General features: G+C 72.1%; 18 protein-coding genes and 1 pseudogene. 4 read left to right on the forward strand and 15 right to left on the reverse strand.

Annotation, left to right across the window (positions count from 1 at the left end; translation table 11 throughout):
- Nucleotides 1-132: 132 nt before the first annotated feature.
- The 10 genes and pseudogenes from ACIBF5_RS05585 to ACIBF5_RS05630 form a co-directional block, all read right to left on the reverse strand.
- Entirely contained in the window at nt 133-387 is a 255-nt protein-coding gene (locus tag ACIBF5_RS05585) for a hypothetical protein (RefSeq protein ID WP_396808830.1), read from the reverse strand.
- Nucleotides 388-558: 171 nt separating this feature from the next.
- Nucleotides 559-1,605: a tRNA (adenosine(37)-N6)-threonylcarbamoyltransferase complex transferase subunit TsaD gene (tsaD, locus tag ACIBF5_RS05590; protein WP_121158472.1), complete on the reverse strand. Its 1,047-nt coding sequence runs from the start codon at nt 1,603-1,605 to the stop codon at nt 559-561.
- On the reverse strand, nt 1,598-2,035 hold the full coding sequence (gene rimI / locus ACIBF5_RS05595; RefSeq protein WP_396808453.1) for a ribosomal protein S18-alanine N-acetyltransferase: 438 nt from the start codon (nt 2,033-2,035) through the stop codon (nt 1,598-1,600). The genes tsaD and rimI overlap by 8 nt, the downstream gene beginning before the upstream one ends.
- Nucleotides 2,032-2,745 carry a tRNA (adenosine(37)-N6)-threonylcarbamoyltransferase complex dimerization subunit type 1 TsaB gene (tsaB, locus tag ACIBF5_RS05600; RefSeq protein WP_396808455.1) on the reverse strand — a complete coding sequence of 238 codons (714 nt, stop codon included), beginning with the start codon at nt 2,743-2,745 and terminating at the stop codon, nt 2,032-2,034. Before tsaB ends, rimI begins: the two co-directional genes overlap by 4 nt.
- Nucleotides 2,746-2,819: 74 nt before the next feature.
- Nucleotides 2,820-3,506, reverse strand: a complete 687-nt coding sequence (gene ung, locus ACIBF5_RS05605) for a uracil-DNA glycosylase (RefSeq protein ID WP_396808457.1) — start codon at nt 3,504-3,506, stop codon at nt 2,820-2,822.
- A 178-nt stretch (nt 3,507-3,684) separates the two neighbouring features.
- Nucleotides 3,685-4,236, reverse strand: a complete 552-nt coding sequence (gene tsaE, locus ACIBF5_RS05610; protein WP_396808459.1) for a tRNA (adenosine(37)-N6)-threonylcarbamoyltransferase complex ATPase subunit type 1 TsaE — start codon at nt 4,234-4,236, stop codon at nt 3,685-3,687.
- The gene (locus ACIBF5_RS05615) at nt 4,233-5,348 is read right to left on the reverse strand and encodes an alpha/beta fold hydrolase (protein ID WP_396808461.1); all 1,116 of its coding nucleotides are present in this window, start codon (nt 5,346-5,348) and stop codon (nt 4,233-4,235) included. The genes tsaE and ACIBF5_RS05615 overlap by 4 nt, the downstream gene beginning before the upstream one ends.
- An 83-nt stretch (nt 5,349-5,431) precedes the next feature.
- Nucleotides 5,432-6,538 (reverse strand): annotated as a pseudogene (gene alr, locus ACIBF5_RS05620) (alanine racemase); the annotation flags it as partial.
- 88 nt (nt 6,539-6,626) lie between these two features.
- Nucleotides 6,627-8,087, reverse strand: a complete 1,461-nt coding sequence (locus tag ACIBF5_RS05625; RefSeq protein ID WP_396808832.1) for an NAD(P)H-hydrate dehydratase — start codon at nt 8,085-8,087, stop codon at nt 6,627-6,629.
- 144 nt (nt 8,088-8,231) lie between these two features.
- On the reverse strand, nt 8,232-8,600 hold the full coding sequence (locus ACIBF5_RS05630) for a holo-ACP synthase (protein ID WP_396808463.1): 369 nt from the start codon (nt 8,598-8,600) through the stop codon (nt 8,232-8,234).
- 170 nt (nt 8,601-8,770) lie between these two features.
- On the opposite strand from ACIBF5_RS05630, the gene ACIBF5_RS05635 reads away from it, so the two are divergent.
- Nucleotides 8,771-9,073, forward strand: coding sequence for a hypothetical protein (locus ACIBF5_RS05635; RefSeq protein ID WP_396808465.1), 303 nt, complete (start codon nt 8,771-8,773; stop codon nt 9,071-9,073).
- 4 nt (nt 9,074-9,077) lie between these two features.
- On the forward strand, nt 9,078-10,703 hold the full coding sequence (locus ACIBF5_RS05640) for an alpha/beta hydrolase (protein WP_396808467.1): 1,626 nt from the start codon (nt 9,078-9,080) through the stop codon (nt 10,701-10,703).
- A gap of 119 nt (nt 10,704-10,822) precedes the next feature.
- Here the strand turns inward: ACIBF5_RS05640 and glmS are convergent, their stop codons facing one another.
- Nucleotides 10,823-12,736 carry a glutamine--fructose-6-phosphate transaminase (isomerizing) gene (gene glmS, locus ACIBF5_RS05645; protein ID WP_396808469.1) on the reverse strand — a complete coding sequence of 638 codons (1,914 nt, stop codon included), beginning with the start codon at nt 12,734-12,736 and terminating at the stop codon, nt 10,823-10,825.
- A gap of 318 nt (nt 12,737-13,054) precedes the next feature.
- Between glmS and ACIBF5_RS05650 the strand changes: the two genes are divergently transcribed.
- Together ACIBF5_RS05650 and ACIBF5_RS05655 are read left to right on the forward strand one after the other, a co-directional pair.
- A complete protein-coding gene (locus ACIBF5_RS05650; protein WP_396808471.1) occupies nt 13,055-13,861 on the forward strand; it encodes an MmpS family transport accessory protein in 807 nt (268 codons plus the stop codon).
- 27 nt (nt 13,862-13,888) lie between these two features.
- Nucleotides 13,889-15,070 carry a pyridoxal phosphate-dependent aminotransferase gene (locus tag ACIBF5_RS05655; RefSeq protein WP_396808473.1) on the forward strand — a complete coding sequence of 394 codons (1,182 nt, stop codon included), beginning with the start codon at nt 13,889-13,891 and terminating at the stop codon, nt 15,068-15,070.
- A gap of 28 nt (nt 15,071-15,098) precedes the next feature.
- Here ACIBF5_RS05655 and glmM read toward each other — a convergent pair whose 3' ends face one another.
- The 4 genes from glmM to ACIBF5_RS05675 all read right to left on the reverse strand — a co-directional run bounded on the left by glmM (nt 15,099) and on the right by ACIBF5_RS05675 (nt 19,250).
- Nucleotides 15,099-16,457, reverse strand: a complete 1,359-nt coding sequence (gene glmM / locus ACIBF5_RS05660) for a phosphoglucosamine mutase (RefSeq protein WP_396808475.1) — start codon at nt 16,455-16,457, stop codon at nt 15,099-15,101.
- 115 nt (nt 16,458-16,572) lie between these two features.
- A complete protein-coding gene (gene rpsI / locus ACIBF5_RS05665; protein ID WP_396808477.1) occupies nt 16,573-17,061 on the reverse strand; it encodes a 30S ribosomal protein S9 in 489 nt (162 codons plus the stop codon).
- Between the two features lie 20 nt (nt 17,062-17,081).
- Nucleotides 17,082-17,525, reverse strand: coding sequence for a 50S ribosomal protein L13 (gene rplM / locus ACIBF5_RS05670; protein ID WP_396808479.1), 444 nt, complete (start codon nt 17,523-17,525; stop codon nt 17,082-17,084).
- A gap of 297 nt (nt 17,526-17,822) precedes the next feature.
- Nucleotides 17,823-19,250, reverse strand: coding sequence for a nitrate/nitrite transporter (locus ACIBF5_RS05675; RefSeq protein ID WP_396808834.1), 1,428 nt, complete (start codon nt 19,248-19,250; stop codon nt 17,823-17,825).
- Nucleotides 19,251-19,356: the final 106 nt, after the last annotated feature.

The following is a 19,356-nucleotide window of genomic DNA, read 5'->3' on the forward strand; positions in this document are numbered from 1 at the left end:
CGTCAAGATTCCGCTCGGTGACAGCGCCGCGACAAGATCACCTGAGCCGTCCGGAGGCACCGACAACACGCCCACAAAAGCCCGCTGACCAGGCAAAACAGGGACGGGTACGGGTTGGGCGGAGAGTTCGGGTCAGCGGTCGACCTGAGCGAAATCCCACACGTGCGGTGGACGTGCCACCAGCCGGGCAGGCGGCTCGGGCAGATCCAGCGGGCTTCCCCGCCACTTGGAGATCACCACGAGCCGGTGGTCGGTGGAGGAGAAGACCTCACTCGACATGTGTAGCGGATGATGATCGAACTCGGGCAGTGCGTCCTCGGTGACCCAGGCGATCAGGTCGGCGAATCCGGCGGGCTCCGCCCGCGCCTCCCACATCCGCACGATCACGTCCGCCATCTCCGTTCCCTCTTTCCCGGCGTGCCGCCGCGAGCCCAACCGGGCGACGATCCGATCGAACGGCTGCGATGCCGCCGGCAGACTACACGCCCACCACCGTCGACGACCCGCCCGACGATCGACTACACGCCCACCACCGTTGACGACCCGCCCGACGATCGACTACACGCTCACCACGGTCAGTGGCAGAGCCGAGTCGGCGGGAAGGTCCAGCCGGCTCGGCGCGACCCCGGCAGCCACCAGATGTGAACCGAGAGCCGCCACCATCGCGCCGTTGTCCGTACAGAGCTTGGGTCGGGGCACCCGCACCCTGATGCCGTACTTCGCGGCGCGCTCCTCGGCCAGCACCCGCAGCCGCGAGTTGGCCGCCACCCCGCCGCCGATCACCAACGTCTCGATACCCCGGCTGCGGCAGGCGTCGATCGCCTTGGCGGTCAGCACGTCACAGACCGCCTCCTGGAACGAGGCGGCCACGTCGGCGACCGGCACCGGCTCGCCCGCCCGCTGACGGGCCTCCACCCAACGGGCGACCGCCGTCTTGAGACCGGAGAAGGAGAAGTCGAACCGATGCGCGGCCAGGTCCTTCGGCGCGGTCAGTCCACGCGGGAAGGGGATCGCCGAGGCGTCGCCGGCCCGCGCCTCCCGGTCGATCGGCGGTCCGCCGGGGAACGGCAGGCCGAGCAACCGGGCCACCTTGTCGAACGCCTCGCCGGCGGCGTCGTCGATCGTCGCCCCGAGCGGGGTGACCCCGGTCGCCAGGTCGTCCACCAGCAACAACGACGAGTGGCCACCGGAGACCAGCATGGCGATGGCCGGCTCCGGCAACGGGCCGTGCTCCAGGGTGTCGACCGCGACATGGGCGGCGAGGTGGTTCACCCCGTACACCGGCTTGTCCGCGGCGACCGCGTAGCCCTTCGCCGCGGCCACCCCCACCAACAGCGCCCCGGCCAGCCCCGGGCCGGCGGTGACCGCGATCGCGTCGATGTCGGCCAGGGTCACGCCCGCGTCGTCCAGGGCCCGCTGCATCGTCGGCACCATCGCCTCCAGGTGCGCCCTGCTGGCCACCTCCGGCACCACCCCACCGAACCGGGCATGCTGGTCGACACTGGACGCCAGCGCGTCGGCGAGCAGGGTGTGGCCGCGTACGATCCCGACCCCGGTCTCGTCGCAGGAGGTCTCGATCCCCAGGATCAGCGGTTCGTCAGCCATCTCGCATCATCACCAGCGCGTCGGTGTTGCTCGGTTGGTAGTAGCCACGGCGGATGCCGACCGGCTCGAAGCCGTACGCCGCGTAGAGCTTCTGGGCACCGGCGTTGTCCACCGCCACCTCCAGCAGGGTCTTGCGTACGCCGCGCCGGCCCGCCTCGGCGAGCAGCGCCTCCAGCAGCGCCCGGCCGACACCGCCGCGCTGGGCGTCCCGGCGGACCGCGATGTTCTGCACCCAGGACTCGTCCGGCGTCACCGCCAGCCCGGCGTAACCGATCAACACGCCTTCGTCGTCCAGCGCCACCAGGTAGTGGTGCCCGTTCGCCAGCTCACTCCAGAACATGCCCGGTGACCACTGCTCGGGACCGAACAGGTCGGCCTCGATCGCCAGCACGTCGTCAATGTGCCACCAGCGGAACCGGGTCAGGATCACGGCAGCACCGACTTGTGCACGGTCGCCGCCACCGCGTCCGGGCGCCGCAGGTAGAGCGGGACCAGTGACTCGCCCGGCGCACCGGCGCGGATCCGCTCGGCGGCGAGTTCGGCCAGCGCGTACGGCGACGGGTACGTCGGCTCGGGCAGCACCGGCAGGGCCAGCGTCTCGGCGTACCGCTGGGCTCCCTCGCCCACCGCGAGCGTCGCGCCCCACTCGGCCATCCGCCCGGCCACCGCCGCTGGCGCGTCGACGGCCGGCCCGGCCACCCGATCACCCGAGGCGTCGAAGAGCGCCCAGTAGATCTCCCGACGGCGAGCGTCGGAGGCGACCAGCACCCGCCGACCCGTGCCGGGCTCCCGGCTCGGTTCCGCCTCCCGACCGAGCACGGCCTCCCGACCGAGCGCGTCGAGGGAACCGACACCGTAGGTCGGAATGGCGAGCACCTGGCCCATGGTCGCCGCGGTCACCAGGCCGACCCGCAGGCCCGTGAAGGGCCCGGGGCCGAGCCCGGCGACGATCGCGGCCAGATCGGCCGGACGTGCACCGGCCTCAGCCAGCACCGCTTCGATCTGCGGGGCGAGCAGTTCACCGTGGGCACGGGCATCGACCGTGCGACGCTCGGCGCGGAGCACGACCCCGTGGGTCGTCACCTCCGCCAGCGCCGCGGTCACCGCCGGAGTCGACGAGTCCACCACGAGTACGAGCACCCCAGAACCCTAGCCCGACCCTGATCACCGCCCGTCACGGCCCGGCCGGTGCACGACCGCCGATCCGACCAGGGTCAGGCAGCCGTCCGCTCCCAGTCGATGGTGGGCAGGCCAGCGTCGGCGAGCGCCTTGTTCGCCGCACTGAACGGACGGCTGCCGAGGAACCCGCGCGGGTTCATCGGGCTGGGGTGACCCGCCTCCAGCACCACGTGCGCCGGGTTCGTCACCAGCGCCCGCTTCTTGCGCGCGTAACCACCCCAGAGCAGGAAGACCACCCGCTCCGAGCGGGCGTCCAGCGCCCGGATGGTGGCGTCGGTGAACTCCTCCCAGCCCCTGTTCGCGTGCGAACCCGGGGTGGCCTGCCGGACCGTGAGTACGGCGTTGAGCAGCAGCACCCCCTGGGCCGCCCAGCCGGAGAGGTTGCCGCCGCGCGGCGCCGGCACGCTCAGGTCCTCGGCCAGTTCCTTGAAGACGTTGCGCAACGACGGCGGGACCGACACCCGCTCGCGGACGCTGAAGCTCAGCCCGTGGGCCTGGCCCGCCTTGTGGTACGGGTCCTGCCCCAGGATCAGCACCCGACAGTCCTGCGGCGCGCAGAGCCGGTAGGCCGAGAAGAGGTCCTCGACCGGCGGGAAGACGGTCTGGGTGGCGTATTCGTCGGCCACGAACTTGGCCAGTTCGGCGGTGCGGGCCGGGTCCAGGTGCGGCTCCAGCACCGTGCGCCACTCCGACGGGAGGAGGGCGGGCAGATCGAGGGTCATCGAAAACCTTCCGGATCGGTCAAACGCTCGCCCGCACTCTAGAAGTCCCCTACGACAGCACGCGAGTAAGGAAGGGCCCCTTGTTATCGCATTCGGTAGAGGAAGGGCCCCTTGTTAACCCCGGCCGGTTAACCCGGCCGGCGGGGAGCGGCGGCGGGAGGCGGGGCAGCGAGGGGGCTCAGGTGAGGGTGGCCAGGCGGTCGACCCAGTCTCCACCGACCGGGACCAGCTCGACCAGCCGGGAGTCGTCGTCCCGCCGGTCGATCCGGACCCGCAGGTGCGCGTCGACCAACTGCTCGACCATACCCTCGCCCCACTCGACCACGGTGACGGCGTCGTCCACCGACGCGTCCAGGTCCAGGTCGTCGATCTCGGCCCGCGGGTCGACCGCGTCGCCGAGGCGGTACGCGTCGGCGTGCACCAGCGCCGGCTTGCCGCTCGCCGGCCCGGGGCGGTGCACCCGGGCGATCACGAAGGTGGGTGAGGTGACGTCGCCGAGTACGCCGAGGCCGGCACCGATCCCCTGGGTCAGCGCGGTCTTCCCCGCGCCGAGCGGCCCGGTGAGCACCAGCAGGTCACCGGCGCGCAGCAGGGTGGCGAGCCGTCGCCCGAAGGCCCGGGTCTCCTCCACGGTGGAAAGTTCGACGACCGGAAAGACAGGGGCGTCCGGAGCGGCGGAGGCAGGCCGGGGGGCGGGGGCCGCCGGGACGGTCGGGTCAACCACGTTCATCGGGCCAGTCTGTCAAGAAAGTCGAGCAGGGCCGCATTGACCTCGTCCGCGTGCTCAAGCATCACCACGTGGCCCCCGTCGGGGACCTTGACGTACTCGGCGTCGGGCAGCCGGCGCAGGATCTCCTCCGAGTGGGTCACCGGAGTGATCATGTCCTGGTCGCCGACGATGACCAGGGTCGGCGTGTTCTTCAGCGCCATCAGGGCCGGGTAACGGGCGTGGGTGTAGAGCGTCCGCAGGTAGCGGGCGACGGTCTCGGCCGAGGTGCCGGCGTTCATCCGCTCGACGTACGACACCAGTGCGGGGCTCGGGTTCGAGGTGCCGAAGCCGTACCGGCGGGTGAGCAGCCAGGCCATGTTGGCGGAGGCCTTCCGGGCCCGGTCGATCATGCCGCCGGTGAGTTTGGTGGCGTTGTTGACCAGCGGCAGGAGCGGGGTGCCGAGCCGCCCGATGATGGCCGGCAGACCGATCTTCGTCTCCTCCAGCAGTCCACCGGAGGTGGCCATCAGCACGGTACCGACGACCCTGCTGTCGAACATCTCCGGATACCGCTCGGCGAACGCCATGATGGTCATACCGCCCATCGAGTGCCCTACCAGCACAAGCGGACCCTCGGGCACCAGTTGGTCGATGACCGAGCGGAGCGTCTCGCCGAGCGCTGGCAGCTCGTACTCGCCCGTTTCGAGTTTTCCGGAGCGGCCGTGACCGGGCTGGTCGTAGAAGAGCAGGCGATGCTCCCCGCGCTCGGCGACGGCCTTGCGCTGGAAGTGGAAGGTGCCCATGTCGAGGCAGAAGCCGTGCACGAAGACCACGGTCGGCCGGGGCGGGGCGTCCGGATCGGTCACCTCGACCAGTTCGACGTGGATGTCGGTGCCGTCCGCCGTCTCGACGGTGCACGCGCTGTCGTACGGCAACTCCCCGAAATCCTCCTCCGCGTACGGGTCGCCCGGTACCGCCTTCGCACGGCGTACCACGGCCCGTTCGGCGGCCAGTCCGGCGGCCACCCCGGCCGCGGCGACACCGACCGCCGCGCCGACGATCCCGACCGCCCTGGCCAGCCCGGAACGGGGTACGCCCCGACTCAGCCTGCCCCGGATACCCGCTCGGCTCATCGGGACACCTCGGGCGTCACGGACACCGCCTCGGCGGCTCCGGCGAGCGGGGTCGCGGACGGCGGCGCGACCGGAACCGGCGCCCCGTCGTAGACCCGGGGCACCCGGACGCCCCCGAACCGGGTCACGATCTCGTAGTTGATCGTGTCGGCGGCCTCGGCCCAGTCGTCGGCGGTGGGTGCGCCGTCGCTCCCGTCGCCGAAGAGGGTGACCACGTCGCCGGCGGCCACCGGGTCGTCGCCGCAGTCGAGCACGAACTGGTCCATGCAGACCCGGCCGGCGACCCGGCGGACCCGCCCGGCGACCTGGACCGGACCGGCGTTGGAGGCGTGCCGGGGCACTCCGTCGGCGTAACCGAGCGGCACCACGGCCAGGGTGGTCTCGCGCTCGGTGACGTAGGTGTGGCCGTACGAGACGCCGGTGCCGGCCGGCACCCGCTTGGTCAGCATCACCCGGGCGCGGGCGGTCATCGCCGGCCGGAGGCCGTACTGCTCACCGGCGATCGGCGAGAGACCGTAGACGGAGACCCCGGGACGGACCAGGTCGAAGTGGGTGTCCCGGCGGGTGAGGGTGGCGGCCGAGTTGGCCAGGTGCCGGTAGCGCGGCCGGATCCCGACGCGCTCGGCGAGGGCGAGCGCCTCGTGGAAGACGGCGAGCTGCCGGTCGACCGTGGGGTGGCCGGGGGCGTCGGCGTGGACGAAGTGGCTCCACACCCCGACGACCTCGATCAACCCGTCGGCCTCGGCCTTGGCCGCCGCCTCGACCAGCGCAGGCCAGTCGTCGATGGTCGCGCCACCTCGGGAGAGGCCCGTGTCGATCTTGACGTGGACCCGGGCCGGGCGCCCGGCGAACCGGCTCGCGGTGATCATCTCGCCGAGCTGGTCCAGGCTGGCCGCACCGAGGTCGACACCAGCCACCAGCCCTTCGTGCAACGGCACCCCGGGCGGAAGCAACCAGGCCAGCACCGGCGCGGTGATCCCCGACCGGCGCAGGGTCAGCGCCTCGTCCAGGGTGCAGACGCCAAGCCAGTCGGCTCCGGCGTCCAGCGCCGCGTACGCCGCCGGCAACATGCCGTGGCCGTACCCGTCGCCCTTCACCACCGCCATCAACTCGGCGTCCGTCCCGGCGCGCAGCCGGGACACGTTCTCCCGGATCGCATCAAGATCGACACGCAGTTCAGCCTGCCACATGAGGCCAGACTACTGATGAGGATCAGGATGGGGACCGGACAACCGGCCGGCGACACCGGTCAGGTCGCCACGCCTCCCCGGGTCCCGCTCAGTGCGGGACCACCTCCCGCAGCGCGGTGACCACGTCGGGCGCGGTGACCGGCCCCCGCAGGGCCGCCTCCCGCCCGGCCAGCCCGTGCAGGTACGCGGCCACGATCGCGGCCCGGTCCGCCGGCAGCCCTGCGGCGAGCAGCGATCCGAGTAGACCGGAGAGCACGTCACCGGTGCCGCCGGTGGCGAGTGCCGACGTACCCGTGGGGTTGACCACCGCCCGGCCGTCCGGTGTGGCGACCACCGTACGGTCGCCCTTGAGCAGCACCACCGCGTCCATCCAGGCGGCCAGCCGCAGCGCCGCGCCGACCCGGTCCTCGCCCGGTGTCTCCCCGCAGAGCCGGGCGAACTCCCGATCGTGCGGGGTGATCACGATCGGCGCGTCCCGCTGTCGCAGCCGTTCCGCCATCGACCCGTCGACCAGCAGGGTCAACGCGTCGGCGTCCAGGATCGCCGGCACCGGCGCGGCGAGTACGCAGCGCAACTCGGCTGCGGCCGACTCCCCGGTGCCGAGCCCGGAGCCGCAGACCCACGCCTGCACCCGGCCGGCGTCGGCCACCCGTCCGGTGGCGATCACCGAGGGATGCTCACGCAGCACCTCCTCCCGGGCGCTGCCGGCGTAACGGACCAGGCCGGTGGGCCCGGCCAGCGCCCCGCCGACGGAGAGCACCGCCGCGCCCGGGTACATGGCCGAACCGGTCGCCACCCCGACCACGCCCCGGCTGTACTTCTCCGACTCCGGACCGGACCACGGCCACCAGTCGAGCACGTCCGCCCACTCGGTGACGTGCAGCGCCGGGCTGCCCCGCAGCCACGGCTCCAGACCGATGTCGACAAGCTCGACCTGCCCGGCCCGAACCGCCGCCGGCCCCACCACGAGCGCCGGTTTCCACGCGCCGAACGCGACGGTCACGTCGGCGGTCACCGCGCCGCTGCCGTCGTTCGAGGGCGCCACGTGCCCGGTGTCCACCTCGACTCCGCTGGGTACGTCCACCGCGACCACCACCGCCCGCCGCCCGGCCCGCCCGCGCAGCCCGGCGAGGCGGCCGACCAGGCGGGCGGCCGGCTCGCGCAGCCCCCCGCTGGACCCGATCCCGACGATCCCGTCCAGGACGAGGTCCGCCCGGTCCGGCAGGTTGTCGACGGTACGACCACCGGCGGCACGCAACGCGGCAAGTCCGCCCTGGTGTGCCCGGTCCGGGTCGAGCAGCAGGGCACGCACCGCCGCTCCCCGCTCGGCGAGCCGGGCGCCGGCGTAGAGCGCGTCCCCGCCGTTGTCGCCGGAGCCGACCAGCAGCAGCACGGTGGCGCCGTACACCCCGCCCCGCTCGTCGAGGAGCAGCGCGCAGCGGCGGGCCAGTCCGGCGGCGGCCCGTTGCATCAACGTGCCCGGTGGCAGGGTCGCCATCAGGGCCGCCTCCGCCCGTCGTACGTCCGACACCCGCCAGGCCGGCTTCACCTGGTCACCCGCCCGGTCCGCGCCGGTCGTACCCGTCCGGTCATCGCCGTACCCTCCGCTCGTCTTCGCCATCGAGCCGCGCAAGGCCGTTCGTGCCACCCCCGACCACCGCCCACGACCACGGCTGCCGGAGATACGGCGAAGCTACCGCTCCGCCACCACCATCGCCGACGCGATGCCGCCGTCGTGCGACAACGAGAGGTGCCACCGGTTGACGCCGCGTTCGGCGGCGACGGCGGCGACCGTACCGGAGACGGTCAGCCAGGGCCGGCCGTCCGGGTCCGCGACCACCTCGCAGTCGTGCCAGCGCAGGCCGGCAGGGGCGCCGAGTGCCTTCGCCACCGCCTCCTTCGCGGCGAAGCGGGCGGCGAGCGATTCCGGCGAGCGTGGGTTACCGGACCCGGTGAACCGCTCGGCCTCCGTGAACAACCGGTCGGCCAGAAGCGGCGTACGCGCCAGCGCACGGGTGAACCGGTCGACGAGGACCACGTCGATGCCGACTGCGACGATCACCATCCCACCCTAGCCGGCTCGCCGACGCGCGCAGATTAGCTCCCGGCCTCTCGCCGGACAACCCCTGTGGACAACCGTCGGGCCCGTAGCCGCCTGGTTGTCCACAGGGCTTCCGAGCAGCGACGACACCGGCCTACCGTCGGACGCGTCGACGTCGATCGGGGGCAGGCATGAACGACGATCTCATCCAGGTGCGGACCGGGGAGCTACGCGGGGCGGCCGACCGCCTCGCCGGCACCGGATACCGGCTGGGCCACGGACCGGCCGGTGGCACGGCCGGGGCGGTGTTGCTGGTCCCGGCGCCCGGCTGGGCCGCCGCGTCGGCCCTGTCGATGCTGGAGTCGGCCGTGCACGAGTGGTTCGCCGACATCGGCAGCCGGACCGCGCAGACCGCCGACGGGCTGCGTGCCGCCGCCGACGGCTACGACGCCGCCGACGACCGGGCCGCGACCCGGCTCAGCACGGGACGGTGAACCCGTGATCGGGTACGCACAGCTCTGGTCGGCCGATCCGGCGGCCTGGCGGGCGGCCGGTGCCACCTGGCGGGGTGTGGCCGGACTGACCGGCCGACGGGCCACCGAGGTGACCGGGACCGCCGCTGGACTGCGTGCCGGCTGGGCCGGTCCGGCCGGGCAGGCAGCCGACCGGCGGCTGCACGGGCTCGCCACCGAACTCGTCTGCAGTCGGCCGGTCTTCATCGAGGTCGAGCAGATCCTCACCGAACACGGGGCCCGAATCAGCACGGCCAAGGCGATGCTCGACGCGACCGTCCGCGACGCCGCCCGCCGAGGAGTACGGGTGGACCGACGCGGCGTCGTGTCGGCGGACACCGCGACAACACCCCACCACCGGGACCCGACCGCCACCGGGCAGCGGAGCGGACCGGATCCGGCGGCCGTACCGGAGATCGCGGCCGGCATAGCGGCAGCGCTGGAACTGGCGACGACGGCCGACCGCGAGGCGGCCCGGCGCTTGGCTGACCTGGCCGCCGGGGCGGGTGCCGGCTGGGCCACCGCGCCGCCGACCGGCCCCCCGCCACCGGGCAGCGATCCGGCGGTGGTGCGAGGCTGGTGGGCCGGGCTCACCCCGGCGCAGCGGCGCTGGCTGGTCGGGCACGAGCCGGCCCTGGTCGGGCGTCTGGACGGGGTGCCGGTGGGCGATCGCGACCAGGCGAACCGGCTGTTGCTCGAACGCCAGCGGGCGACGCTGCTCGCCGAACGCTCCGCCCTGCTGACCGGCCGGATCACCCCTGCGGTGGCGGTCGAGCTGGCCCGGATCGAGCGGATGCTCGCCGGGCTCGACGTGCTCGGTGACCGCCTGGTCGCCGAGACCGGTCCCCGTGCCTACCTGGTCGGCCTGGACCCGGCCGGCGACGGGCGCGCGGTCGTCGCGCTCGGCAACCCCGACCAGGCGGACAACGTGCTGACCTACGTGCCGGGGATGACCACCGACCTGCCCACCATCGCCGGGGAACTGGGCCGAGCCGAGCTGATGGCGGCCCGTTGCGCGGAGCTGGCGCCGACCGAACGGACCTCGGTGGTGCTCTGGCTCGACTACGACGCGCCGGACTTCCTCGACCAGGCGCTCCACCCTGGTCAGGCCCACGACGCCGGACCGGCCCTGCACAGCTTCCAGGAAGGGTTGCGCGCCACCCACGAAGGGCCGCCGGCCCAGCAGACCGTGCTCGGCCACAGCTATGGGTCGCTGGTGGTCGGGACGACGGCACGCGATCACGGCATCGCGGCCGACCAGGTGGTCTTCATCGGCTCGCCCGGCGTCGGCGTGGACCGGGCCGCCGATTTGCACCTGCCGCCGGATCGGGTCTGGGCCAGCACCGCGGGTGACGACGTGATCCGGCACGCCGCGAGTCCGGTCGAGTTGCTCGGGCGCCTCGCGGTCAGCGGCGTCCTGCCCGGCGTCGGCGCGACGATCGCGTGGGGCCGCCCGGCCGAGGACCTCTGGTTCGGCGCCGACCCGAGCGGTCCCGACTTCGGCGCACAGGTGTTCGGCGGACGGGCGGACGGTCACACCGGCTACTGGAACGCCGGAAACCCGGCACTGGATGCGATTACCCGGATCACTCTCGACGGTCGGGCCCGTTGAATGTCGCGGCGCCGGCCCGGCACCCGTGCCGCGGTGGGCTGGTCCGCGTGGGCGGTCCCACCCCGGGGGCACGAGCGCCGGGAGCCGGTCCGGGACGGTTCAGGCCCGGCAGCGCCGGTTCACTCGACGGTGACCGACTTGGCCAGGTTTCGCGGCTGGTCGACGTCGTGCCCCCGGGCCGCCGCGATCTCGCAGGCGAGCACCTGCAACGGGACCGTGGTAACCAGCGGGGCGAGCAGGGTCGGCGTACGCGGCACCGTGATCAGGTGGTCGGCGTAGGGCAGGACGGCGGTGTCGCCCTCCTCGGCGATCACGATGGTCCGGGCGCCACGCGCCCGCACCTCCTGGATGTTCGACACGATCTTGTCGTGCAGCATGCCGCGACCGGCTGGAGAGGGCACCACGCAGACCACTGGCGTGCCCTGGTCGATCAGGGCGATCGGGCCGTGCTTGAGCTCACCGGCGGCGAAACCCTCGGCGTGCATGTACGCCAGTTCCTTCAGCTTCAACGCGCCTTCCAGCGCCACCGGGTAGCCGACGTGGCGTCCGATGAAGAGCACCGTCGGCGCGGACTTCAGATCCCGGGCCAGTTCACGTACGGGCTCGATGTCGGCGAGCAGGTCCCGCAGCTTGCCCGGCATCTCCTGGAGCTGGGCCACCACCGCACCGACCTCGTCGGCGTACTTCACCCCACGGACCTGGGCCAGGTGCAGTCCGATCAGGTAACACGCCACCAACTGGGTCAGGAACGCCTTGGTGGAGGCGACCGCGATCTCCGGTCCGCTGTGGGTGTAGAGCACCGCGTCGGACTCACGCGGGATGGTGGAGCCGTTGGTGTTGCAGATGGCCAGGACCCGGGCCTTCTGCTCCTTGGCGTGCCGGAGCGCCATCAGGGTGTCCATCGTCTCGCCCGACTGTGAGATCGCCACCACCAGCGTGGACCGGTCGAGCACCGGGTCGCGGTAGCGGAACTCGCTGGCCAGTTCGACCTCGCAGGGGATCCGGGTCCAGTGCTCGATCGCGTACTTCGCCACCAGTCCGGAGTGGTACGCCGTACCGCAGGCGACGATGAAGATCTTGTCCACGTCCCGGAGGTCCTGGTCGGTCAGGCGGACCTCGTCGAGCATGATCTCGCCGCCCTCGGTGAGCCGGCCGAGCAGCGTGTCGGCGACCGCCTGCGGCTGCTCGGCGATCTCCTTGAGCATGAAGTAGTCGTAGCCGCCCTTCTCGGCGGCCGAGGCGTCCCAGTCGATGTGGAAGTTCTTGCCGATGGCCGGGATGCCGTCGAAGTCGGTGATCTCGATGCTCTCCGCCGTGATCAGGACCACCTGGTCCTGACCCAGTTCGACCGCCTCACGGGTGTGCTCGATGAACGCGGAGACGTCGCTGGCCAGGTAGTTCTCCCCATCGCCCCGACCCACCACCAGGGGCGAGTTGCGCCGCGCGCCGACCACGGCACCGGGAATCGCGGCGTCGACCGCGAGCAGGGTGAACGCGCCCTCCAACCGCTGGCTGACCGTACGCATCGCCGCCGCGAGCAGTTGCGGGCCGTCCGGCTCCCCTGCGGCGCGCAACTCGGCCAGCGCGGCGGCGAGCAGGTGGGCGGCGCACTCGGTGTCGGTGTCGCTGTCGAACTCCACCCCGTCGGCCTCCAACTCGGCCCGGAGCTTGGCGAAGTTCTCGATGATGCCGTTGTGGATGACGGCGACCCGGCCGTCTCGGGACTGGTGCGGGTGGGCGTTACGGTCGGTCGGCCCGCCGTGGGTGGCCCAACGGGTGTGGCCGATGCCGGTGGTGCCGTCGCCGATACCGAGCTTCGGGGTCGGGCAGCCGTCCGGGTCGGCGCTCATCCGCTCGGCCAGGGTCTTCTCCAGATTGGCCAGCTTGCCGGCCTTCTTCTCGGTCAGCAACTCGTCGTCGCAGACGATCGCCACCCCTGCCGAGTCGTAGCCGCGGTACTCCAGGCGCCGCAACCCGTCCAGCACGATGCTCAGCGCCGGGCGGGCGCCGACGTATCCCACGATTCCACACATAACCCGGAGCTTAGTCGAACTCCGCTCAGCATGTGTGCTCGAAAGCCCGCCTATCAAGCATCTCTTGTGAGCGATAAGTGAATCGGGGGGAACAACGGGACGCCACTCGCGGCAGTCGGCCAGGCCCGGTCGGGGGGTGCCGGAGCGCGGCCACGATCCCCGATGCCGGTCTCGCCCAGGTATCGCCCGTGGCGCTCCGTGTGGCCAATATTGCTCGTTGTCGCCGAGTTGCTTGCTGGCGGCCCGTCCGTCCGGGACGGTGGGAGTGGCCCTGCGGGCCGCGTAACCGGCGCCACCCGACGCCCCTGGAGCGAGCCGATGACCGAACCGGCACCACCGCAGCCGCCCACCGAACCCGCCCCCACCGCCGAAGACCTCCCGACCACCGAAGACCTCCCCGCCGCCCAAGCCTTCCCCACCGGAGCCTCTCCGGCGCCGCCGGCCGAGCTGTCGCCCTGGGCGCGACCGTCGTCGCCGACCTACCTGCCCGCGCCGATCGAACACCAGGCCACCCCACCGCCGGCCACCCCACCGGCGACTCCCCCGACGCCCTGGCCGGGAGCGCCCGAACCCGTACGCCGACGCGCCCGCACCGGTCCCGTCGCGCTCGTCGCCGTACTCGCGGCGCTGCTCTGCGGCGGTGCGGGAGTGGCTGGTGCCCTCCTGGTCCACCAGCAACGCGACGCGGACGACCGGCGCACCGCGTCCGCCCCGCTGCCGAACGGGCAGGGCGGCGGGCCGCTCGCACCGGCCACCCCGGAACTGCCGGCCACCCCGGAACTGCCGGACGCGTCGGAACTGCCGGACGCCTCGGAACTGCCGGACGCCGGGCCAACTGAGATCTCCGGTCCCCGGGTGACGTACCAGGTGAGCGGAGACGGGCCGGTCCAGATCAACTATCTGGAGTACCCGAACTTCCCCCGCCAGGTCGACACCACCGCCCTGCCGTGGCAGGTGGAGTTCGCCATGCCCGACCCGGGGGTGGTGACCGTCCTCGCGATCCGGGCCACCACCGAGCCGGGAAAGATCACCTGCCGGATCACGGTGGACGGGGAGGAGGTGGTGAGCAACCAGGCCAGTGGGGCGTACGCGACCGCGACCTGCGCCGCGCTGACCATCGACTGAACCGACCGCCGGTCCTAGGCTGGCCGGATGACCACCACCCACGACCCGCTGGCGCAGCGGATGCGTCCCTTCGGCACCACCATCTTCACGGAGATGTCGGCGTTGGCGGTTCGCACCGGCGCGGTCAACCTCGGGCAAGGCTTCCCGGACACGGACGGCCCGGTGGAGATGCTCGCCGCCGCCGCCGACGCACTGCGCTCCGGGCAGAACCAGTACCCCCCGCTGCCCGGAATCGCGCCGCTACGCGCGGCGGTCGCCGAGCATCAGCGCCGTTTCTGGGGGCTCTCGTACGACCCGGACGGGGAGGTGGTGATCACGGCCGGAGCCACCGAGGCCGTCGCCGCCTCACTGCTCGCACTCTGCGAAGCCGGCGACGAGGTGGTCTGCTTCGAGCCGTACTACGACTCGTACGCCGCATCGATCGCCCTGGCCGGCGCGGTCCGCCGGCCGGTCACGCTCCGCCCGGCGGCCGACGGCCGGTACGTCTTCGACCCGGACGAACTGCGCGCCGCGTTCGGACCACGCACCCGGCTGGTCCTGCTCAACTCCCCGCACAACCCGACCGGCAAGGTCTTCACCGCCGACGAACTGGCCCTGGTCGCGGAACTCTGCCAGGAGTACGACACCTACGCGGTCACCGACGAGGTGTACGAACACCTCGTCTACACCGACTCCGTGACCCCGCACCTCCCCCTGGCCGGGCTGCCCGGGATGGCGGAACGGACCCTGCGGGTCTCGTCGGCGGGCAAGACCTTCTCCTGCACCGGATGGAAGGTCGGCTGGGCCAGCGGCCCCGCCGCGCTGGTCTCCGCGGTGCAGCGGGTCAAGCAGTTCCTGACCTTCGTCAACGGCGCCCCGCTGCAACCCGCGGTCGCAGTGGCGCTGGCCCTGCCGAACAGTTACTTCGACAACTTCCGGGCCGCCCACCAGGCCCGGCGCGACCAGCTCAGCGCCGGGCTCACCGACGCCGGGTTCGACGTGCTGGCAGCCGAGGGCACGTACTTCGTGACCACCGACATCAGTCCGCTCGGCGGCCGGGACGGGATCGAGTTCTGCCGTACGCTGCCCGAGCGGTGCGGCGTGGTGGCGATCCCGAGCCAGGTCTTCTACGACGACGTCGACGCCGGGCGTCGGCAGGTCCGGTTCGCCTTCTGCAAGCGCCCCGAGGTGCTCACCGAGGCGACGAACCGGCTCCGTACGCTCCGCTGATCCGGCCCGGAACCCGATTGACGCGCGGCTAGGCGGCGACCGGGCTGGCGAGGCGTACCTCGGCCGCGATCCGCTCGGCGACCGCCTGCGCGACCTCCTGGGTGGCCGCCTCGACCATCACCCGGACCAGCGGTTCGGTGCCGGACGGCCGGAGCAGCACCCGACCGGTCTCGCCCAGTTCCGCCTCGGCCTGCTCGGTCGCGGCGAGTACGGACGACGCCCCGGCTCCCACGGTGCGGTCCTCGACCGGAACGTTGATCAGCACCTGCGGGAGCTTCGTCATCACCGATGCCAGGTCGGCGAGGGAGCGCTTGGTCTGCGCCATCCGCGACATGAGCTGGAGGGCGGTGAGCAGCCCGTCGCCGGTGGTGGCGAACTCGGGGAGCACGATGTGTCCGCTCTGCTCGCCGCCGAGGGACAGGCCCGAGGCCCGCAACTCCTCCAGCACGTACCGGTCGCCGACCTTGGTCTCGATCAGCCGGATGCCCTGCTGGGACATGGCGATGCGCAGACCGAGGTTGCTCATCACGGTGGCGACCAGGGTGTTCTGGGTGAGTGTCCCAGCGTCGCGCATCGCCACCGCGAGGATGGCCATGACCTGGTCGCCGTCGATCTCCTGACCGTCGGCGGTGACCGCGATGCACCGGTCGGCGTCGCCGTCGTGCGCGATGCCGAGGTCCGCCCCGTGCTCGACCACCGCGGCCTGGAGGCCGGCCAGGTGGTTGGAGCCACAGTCGTCGTTGATGTTGATCCCGTCCGGCTCGGCGTGGATCGCGATCACCTCGGCACCGGCCTCCCGGTACGCCACCGGCGCCAGGTCGGAGGCGGCGCCGTTGGCGCAGTCCACCACCACCTTGAGCCCGTCGAGCGGGTGCGAGATGCTGCCGACGAGGTGCTGGATGTAGTGGTCGGCGCCGTCGAGCAGGTCGTGCACCCGCCCGATGTCGGCGCCGGTGGGGCGGTGCCAGTCGGCCGAGCCGTTCAGCTCGATGGCCGCCTCGATCTTCAGCTCGACCTCGTCGGGGAGCTTGTGTCCGCCGGCGGCGAAGAGTTTGATCCCGTTGTCCGGCATCGGGTTGTGCGAGGCGGAGAGCATCACACCCAGGTCGGCCTTGGCCTCGCTGACCAGGTACGCGACCGCCGGCGTGGGGAGTACGCCGACCCGGACCACGTTCGCCCCGGCGCTGGCGAGGCCGGCCACCACCGCCGCCTCCAGCATCTCGCCGCTGGCCCGGGTGTCCCGGCCGACCACGGCCAGCGGCCGGTGACCAAGATCGGACTCGGCCAGGGTGTGCGCCGCCGCGACCGCGACCGCGAGCGCCAACTCGGGGGTCAGGTCGGCGTTCGCACGTCCACGTACGCCATCCGTGCCGAACAACCGGCCCATGCGCGAGTACCTCCGGGGAGCAGACCATTGGAAAAAGCGAACGGCCGGGGCCGCCACCACGCGAGGGGGAGGCGGACCCGGCCGTCCGTCAGACGTGCAAGGGGGGTGAGGCTGATTAGCGCTTCGAGTACTGAGGCGCCTTACGGGCCTTCTTGAGACCGTACTTCTTGCTTTCCTTGACCCGGGCGTCCCGGGTGAGGAAGCCGGCCTTCTTGAGCGCCGGACGGTCGTCCGGCTCGTTCACGATCAGCGCACGGGCGATGCCGAGGCGCAGCGCGCCGGCCTGGCCGGTGGTGCCGCCGCCGCGGAGGTTCGCGATCACGTCGAACTGCTCGGCCTTCTCGGCGGTCACCAGCGGCTCCTTGATGAGCTGCTGGTGCACCTTGCTCGGGAAGTAGGCCTCAAGCTCACGGCCGTTGCAGGTGATCTTGCCGCTGCCGGGGACGATGCGAACCCGGACGATGGCCTCCTTGCGGCGGCCAACGGTCTGGATCGGCCGGTCACCCCGGGGGGCGCGGACGACCGGGGCAGCCGGGGCCTCGACCTCGGTCTCGATGACGGTCTCGGCGACCGGGGTGGCCTCAGCCTCAAACGTGTCGGTCATGCTGATTCCTTCGTCCGCGCTCACTGCGCGATCTGCTTGATCTCGAACGGCACCGGCGCCTGCGCAGTGTGCGGGTGCTCAGCCCCGGGGTAGACCTTCAGCTTCTTGATCAGCTGCCGGCCGAGCTTGTTGTGCGGGAGCATGCCCTTGACGGCCAGCTCGATGGCCTGCTCGGGGCGCTTCTCCAGCAGCTCCTCGTAGCGGACCTGCTTGAGGCCGCCCGGGTAACCGGAGTGACGGTAAGCGATCTTGGTCTGCCGCTTGTTGCCGGTCAGCGCGACCTTGCCCGCGTTCACGACGATGACGAAGTCACCGGTGTCGACGTGCGGCGCGAAAGTCGGCTTGTGCTTACCACGCAGCAACGTGGCGGCATGGGTGGCCAGACGGCCCAGCACGACATCAGCGGCGTCGATTACGTGCCACTGACGCTCGATCTCACCCGGCTTCGGGCTGTACGTACGCACAGGTCTACCTTGTCTCGTCGTCGGTCTGGGGTCACGCACCGGAAACCAGGCGCGCACGAACGACCAAGCGTACCTGATGGGGCACGCCCTCGGCTGTCACACAACAGCAGGCGATGTTACTCTTCCGGCCCGCACGCGGTCAAAACGGGGGCTCGGGTCGCCGCTGGTCACCCGCCCCGCCCGTCGGCCCGGGCCAGGCAGCAAGCCGGCCACTCGATCAAAAGCCACAGCTGATCGCGCCCCCTAAGCCAATCACACCCGTCTCGCCCGCCCGTCACCGCCACCCGGTCGGCGCGTTCAGACGCCCGGCAGGCGGCGCGGTGACGGACGGAGGTAGACCGCCCAGGTCACCAGGACGCAGAGCGCGTAACAGCAGATGAAGCTGAGGTAGGCGGCGTCCGCCGACCGGTACGCCAGGAACGACTGCCGGAAGGCGATGTTGACCAGCACTCCCCCGAAGGCCCCGACCGCCCCGGCGATCCCGATCAACGCCCCCGCCAGCCGCGCCGCCCGCCGCACCGGGTCCTCACCCGCCGCCGGATCGGCACCGGCCGCGTTCCGGATCCGGGCACGGAAGATCGCCGGGATCATCTTGTACGTCGACCCGTTGCCGATCCCGGAGAAGACGAAGAGCGCGGTGAACCCCACCAGGTAGAGCGGCAGCGAACCCCGGCCCGAGGCGTACAGCACCACGCTGGCGCCGACCGCCATCGCGACGAAGTTCCAGCAGGTGACCCGGGCCCCGCCCAGCCGGTCGGCGAGGTAGCCGCCGAACGGTCGGATCAGCGATCCCACCAGCGGCCCGAGGAAGGTGAGGTACGCGGCGTCCAGCGGGGTGGCGAACCGGTCACCGAACTGCACCTGGAGCACCTGTCCGAAAGCAAACCCGAACCCGATGAACGAGCCGAATGTCCCGATGTAGAGGAAGGACATGATCCAGGTGTGCGGGTCCCGGGCCACCTCCCGCATCGCCCCCCGCTCGCCCGGCACCCCGGGCACCCCGCCACGTGCCGTTGCCGCCGGCGAGAGGTTGTCCATGTGGCGCGCGGCGAGCAGCGCGGCCAGCACGATCAGAGGCAGGTAGACCGCCGGGACCAACCGGGGGTACGCCGCGCCCGCCGTTGCCAGCACCAGCAGGCCGACCAGTTGCACCGCCGGTACGCCTAGGTTGCCGCCACCCGCGTTGAGGCCAAGCGCCCAGCCCTTGTGCCGGTCCGGGTAGAACTGGTTGATGTTCGCCATCGACGAGGCGAAGTTGCCGCCGCCGACGCCGGCGAGGCAGGCGAGGATCATCAGCGTCTGGTAGGAGACGCCCGGTTCGATCAGGATCGCCATCGGGATGGTCGGCAGGAGCAGCAGGGCCGCGCTGATCACGGTCCAGTTCCGTCCCCCGAAGACTCCCACGGCGAAGGTGTACGGCAGCCGCAGCGCCGCCCCGAGTGCCGTCGGTACGGCCGTGAGCAGGAATTTCCCGGCCGGGTCGATGCCGTACTCGGGGCCGAGGAAGAGCACCAGCACCGACCAGAGGCTCCAGACCGAGAAGCCGATGTGCTCGGAGAGGACCGAGAAGATCAGGTTCCGGCGGGCGACGGCGGCACCGGTGGTCCGCCAGAAGGTCGGGTCCTCCGGACGCCAGTCGTCGATCCGGTGCCGTCGGCCGCCAGCGGCCAGACCCGTACCGCCCGGCAACGGATCCGGCCTCGCCGGAGCCGGCACGACTGGCATGACCGGCGGGACCTCGGCGGCATCTGCGGTGCTCGCGGCTCTGCTCACGGCCGGCTCCCCTCGTTCGGTGACGAGACGAAACTAGGGACGGTCGATTTCCGAGCCG

Source organism: Micromonospora sp. NPDC050417 (genome assembly GCF_044458865.1).
GTDB lineage: Bacteria > Actinomycetota > Actinomycetes > Mycobacteriales > Micromonosporaceae > Micromonospora_G.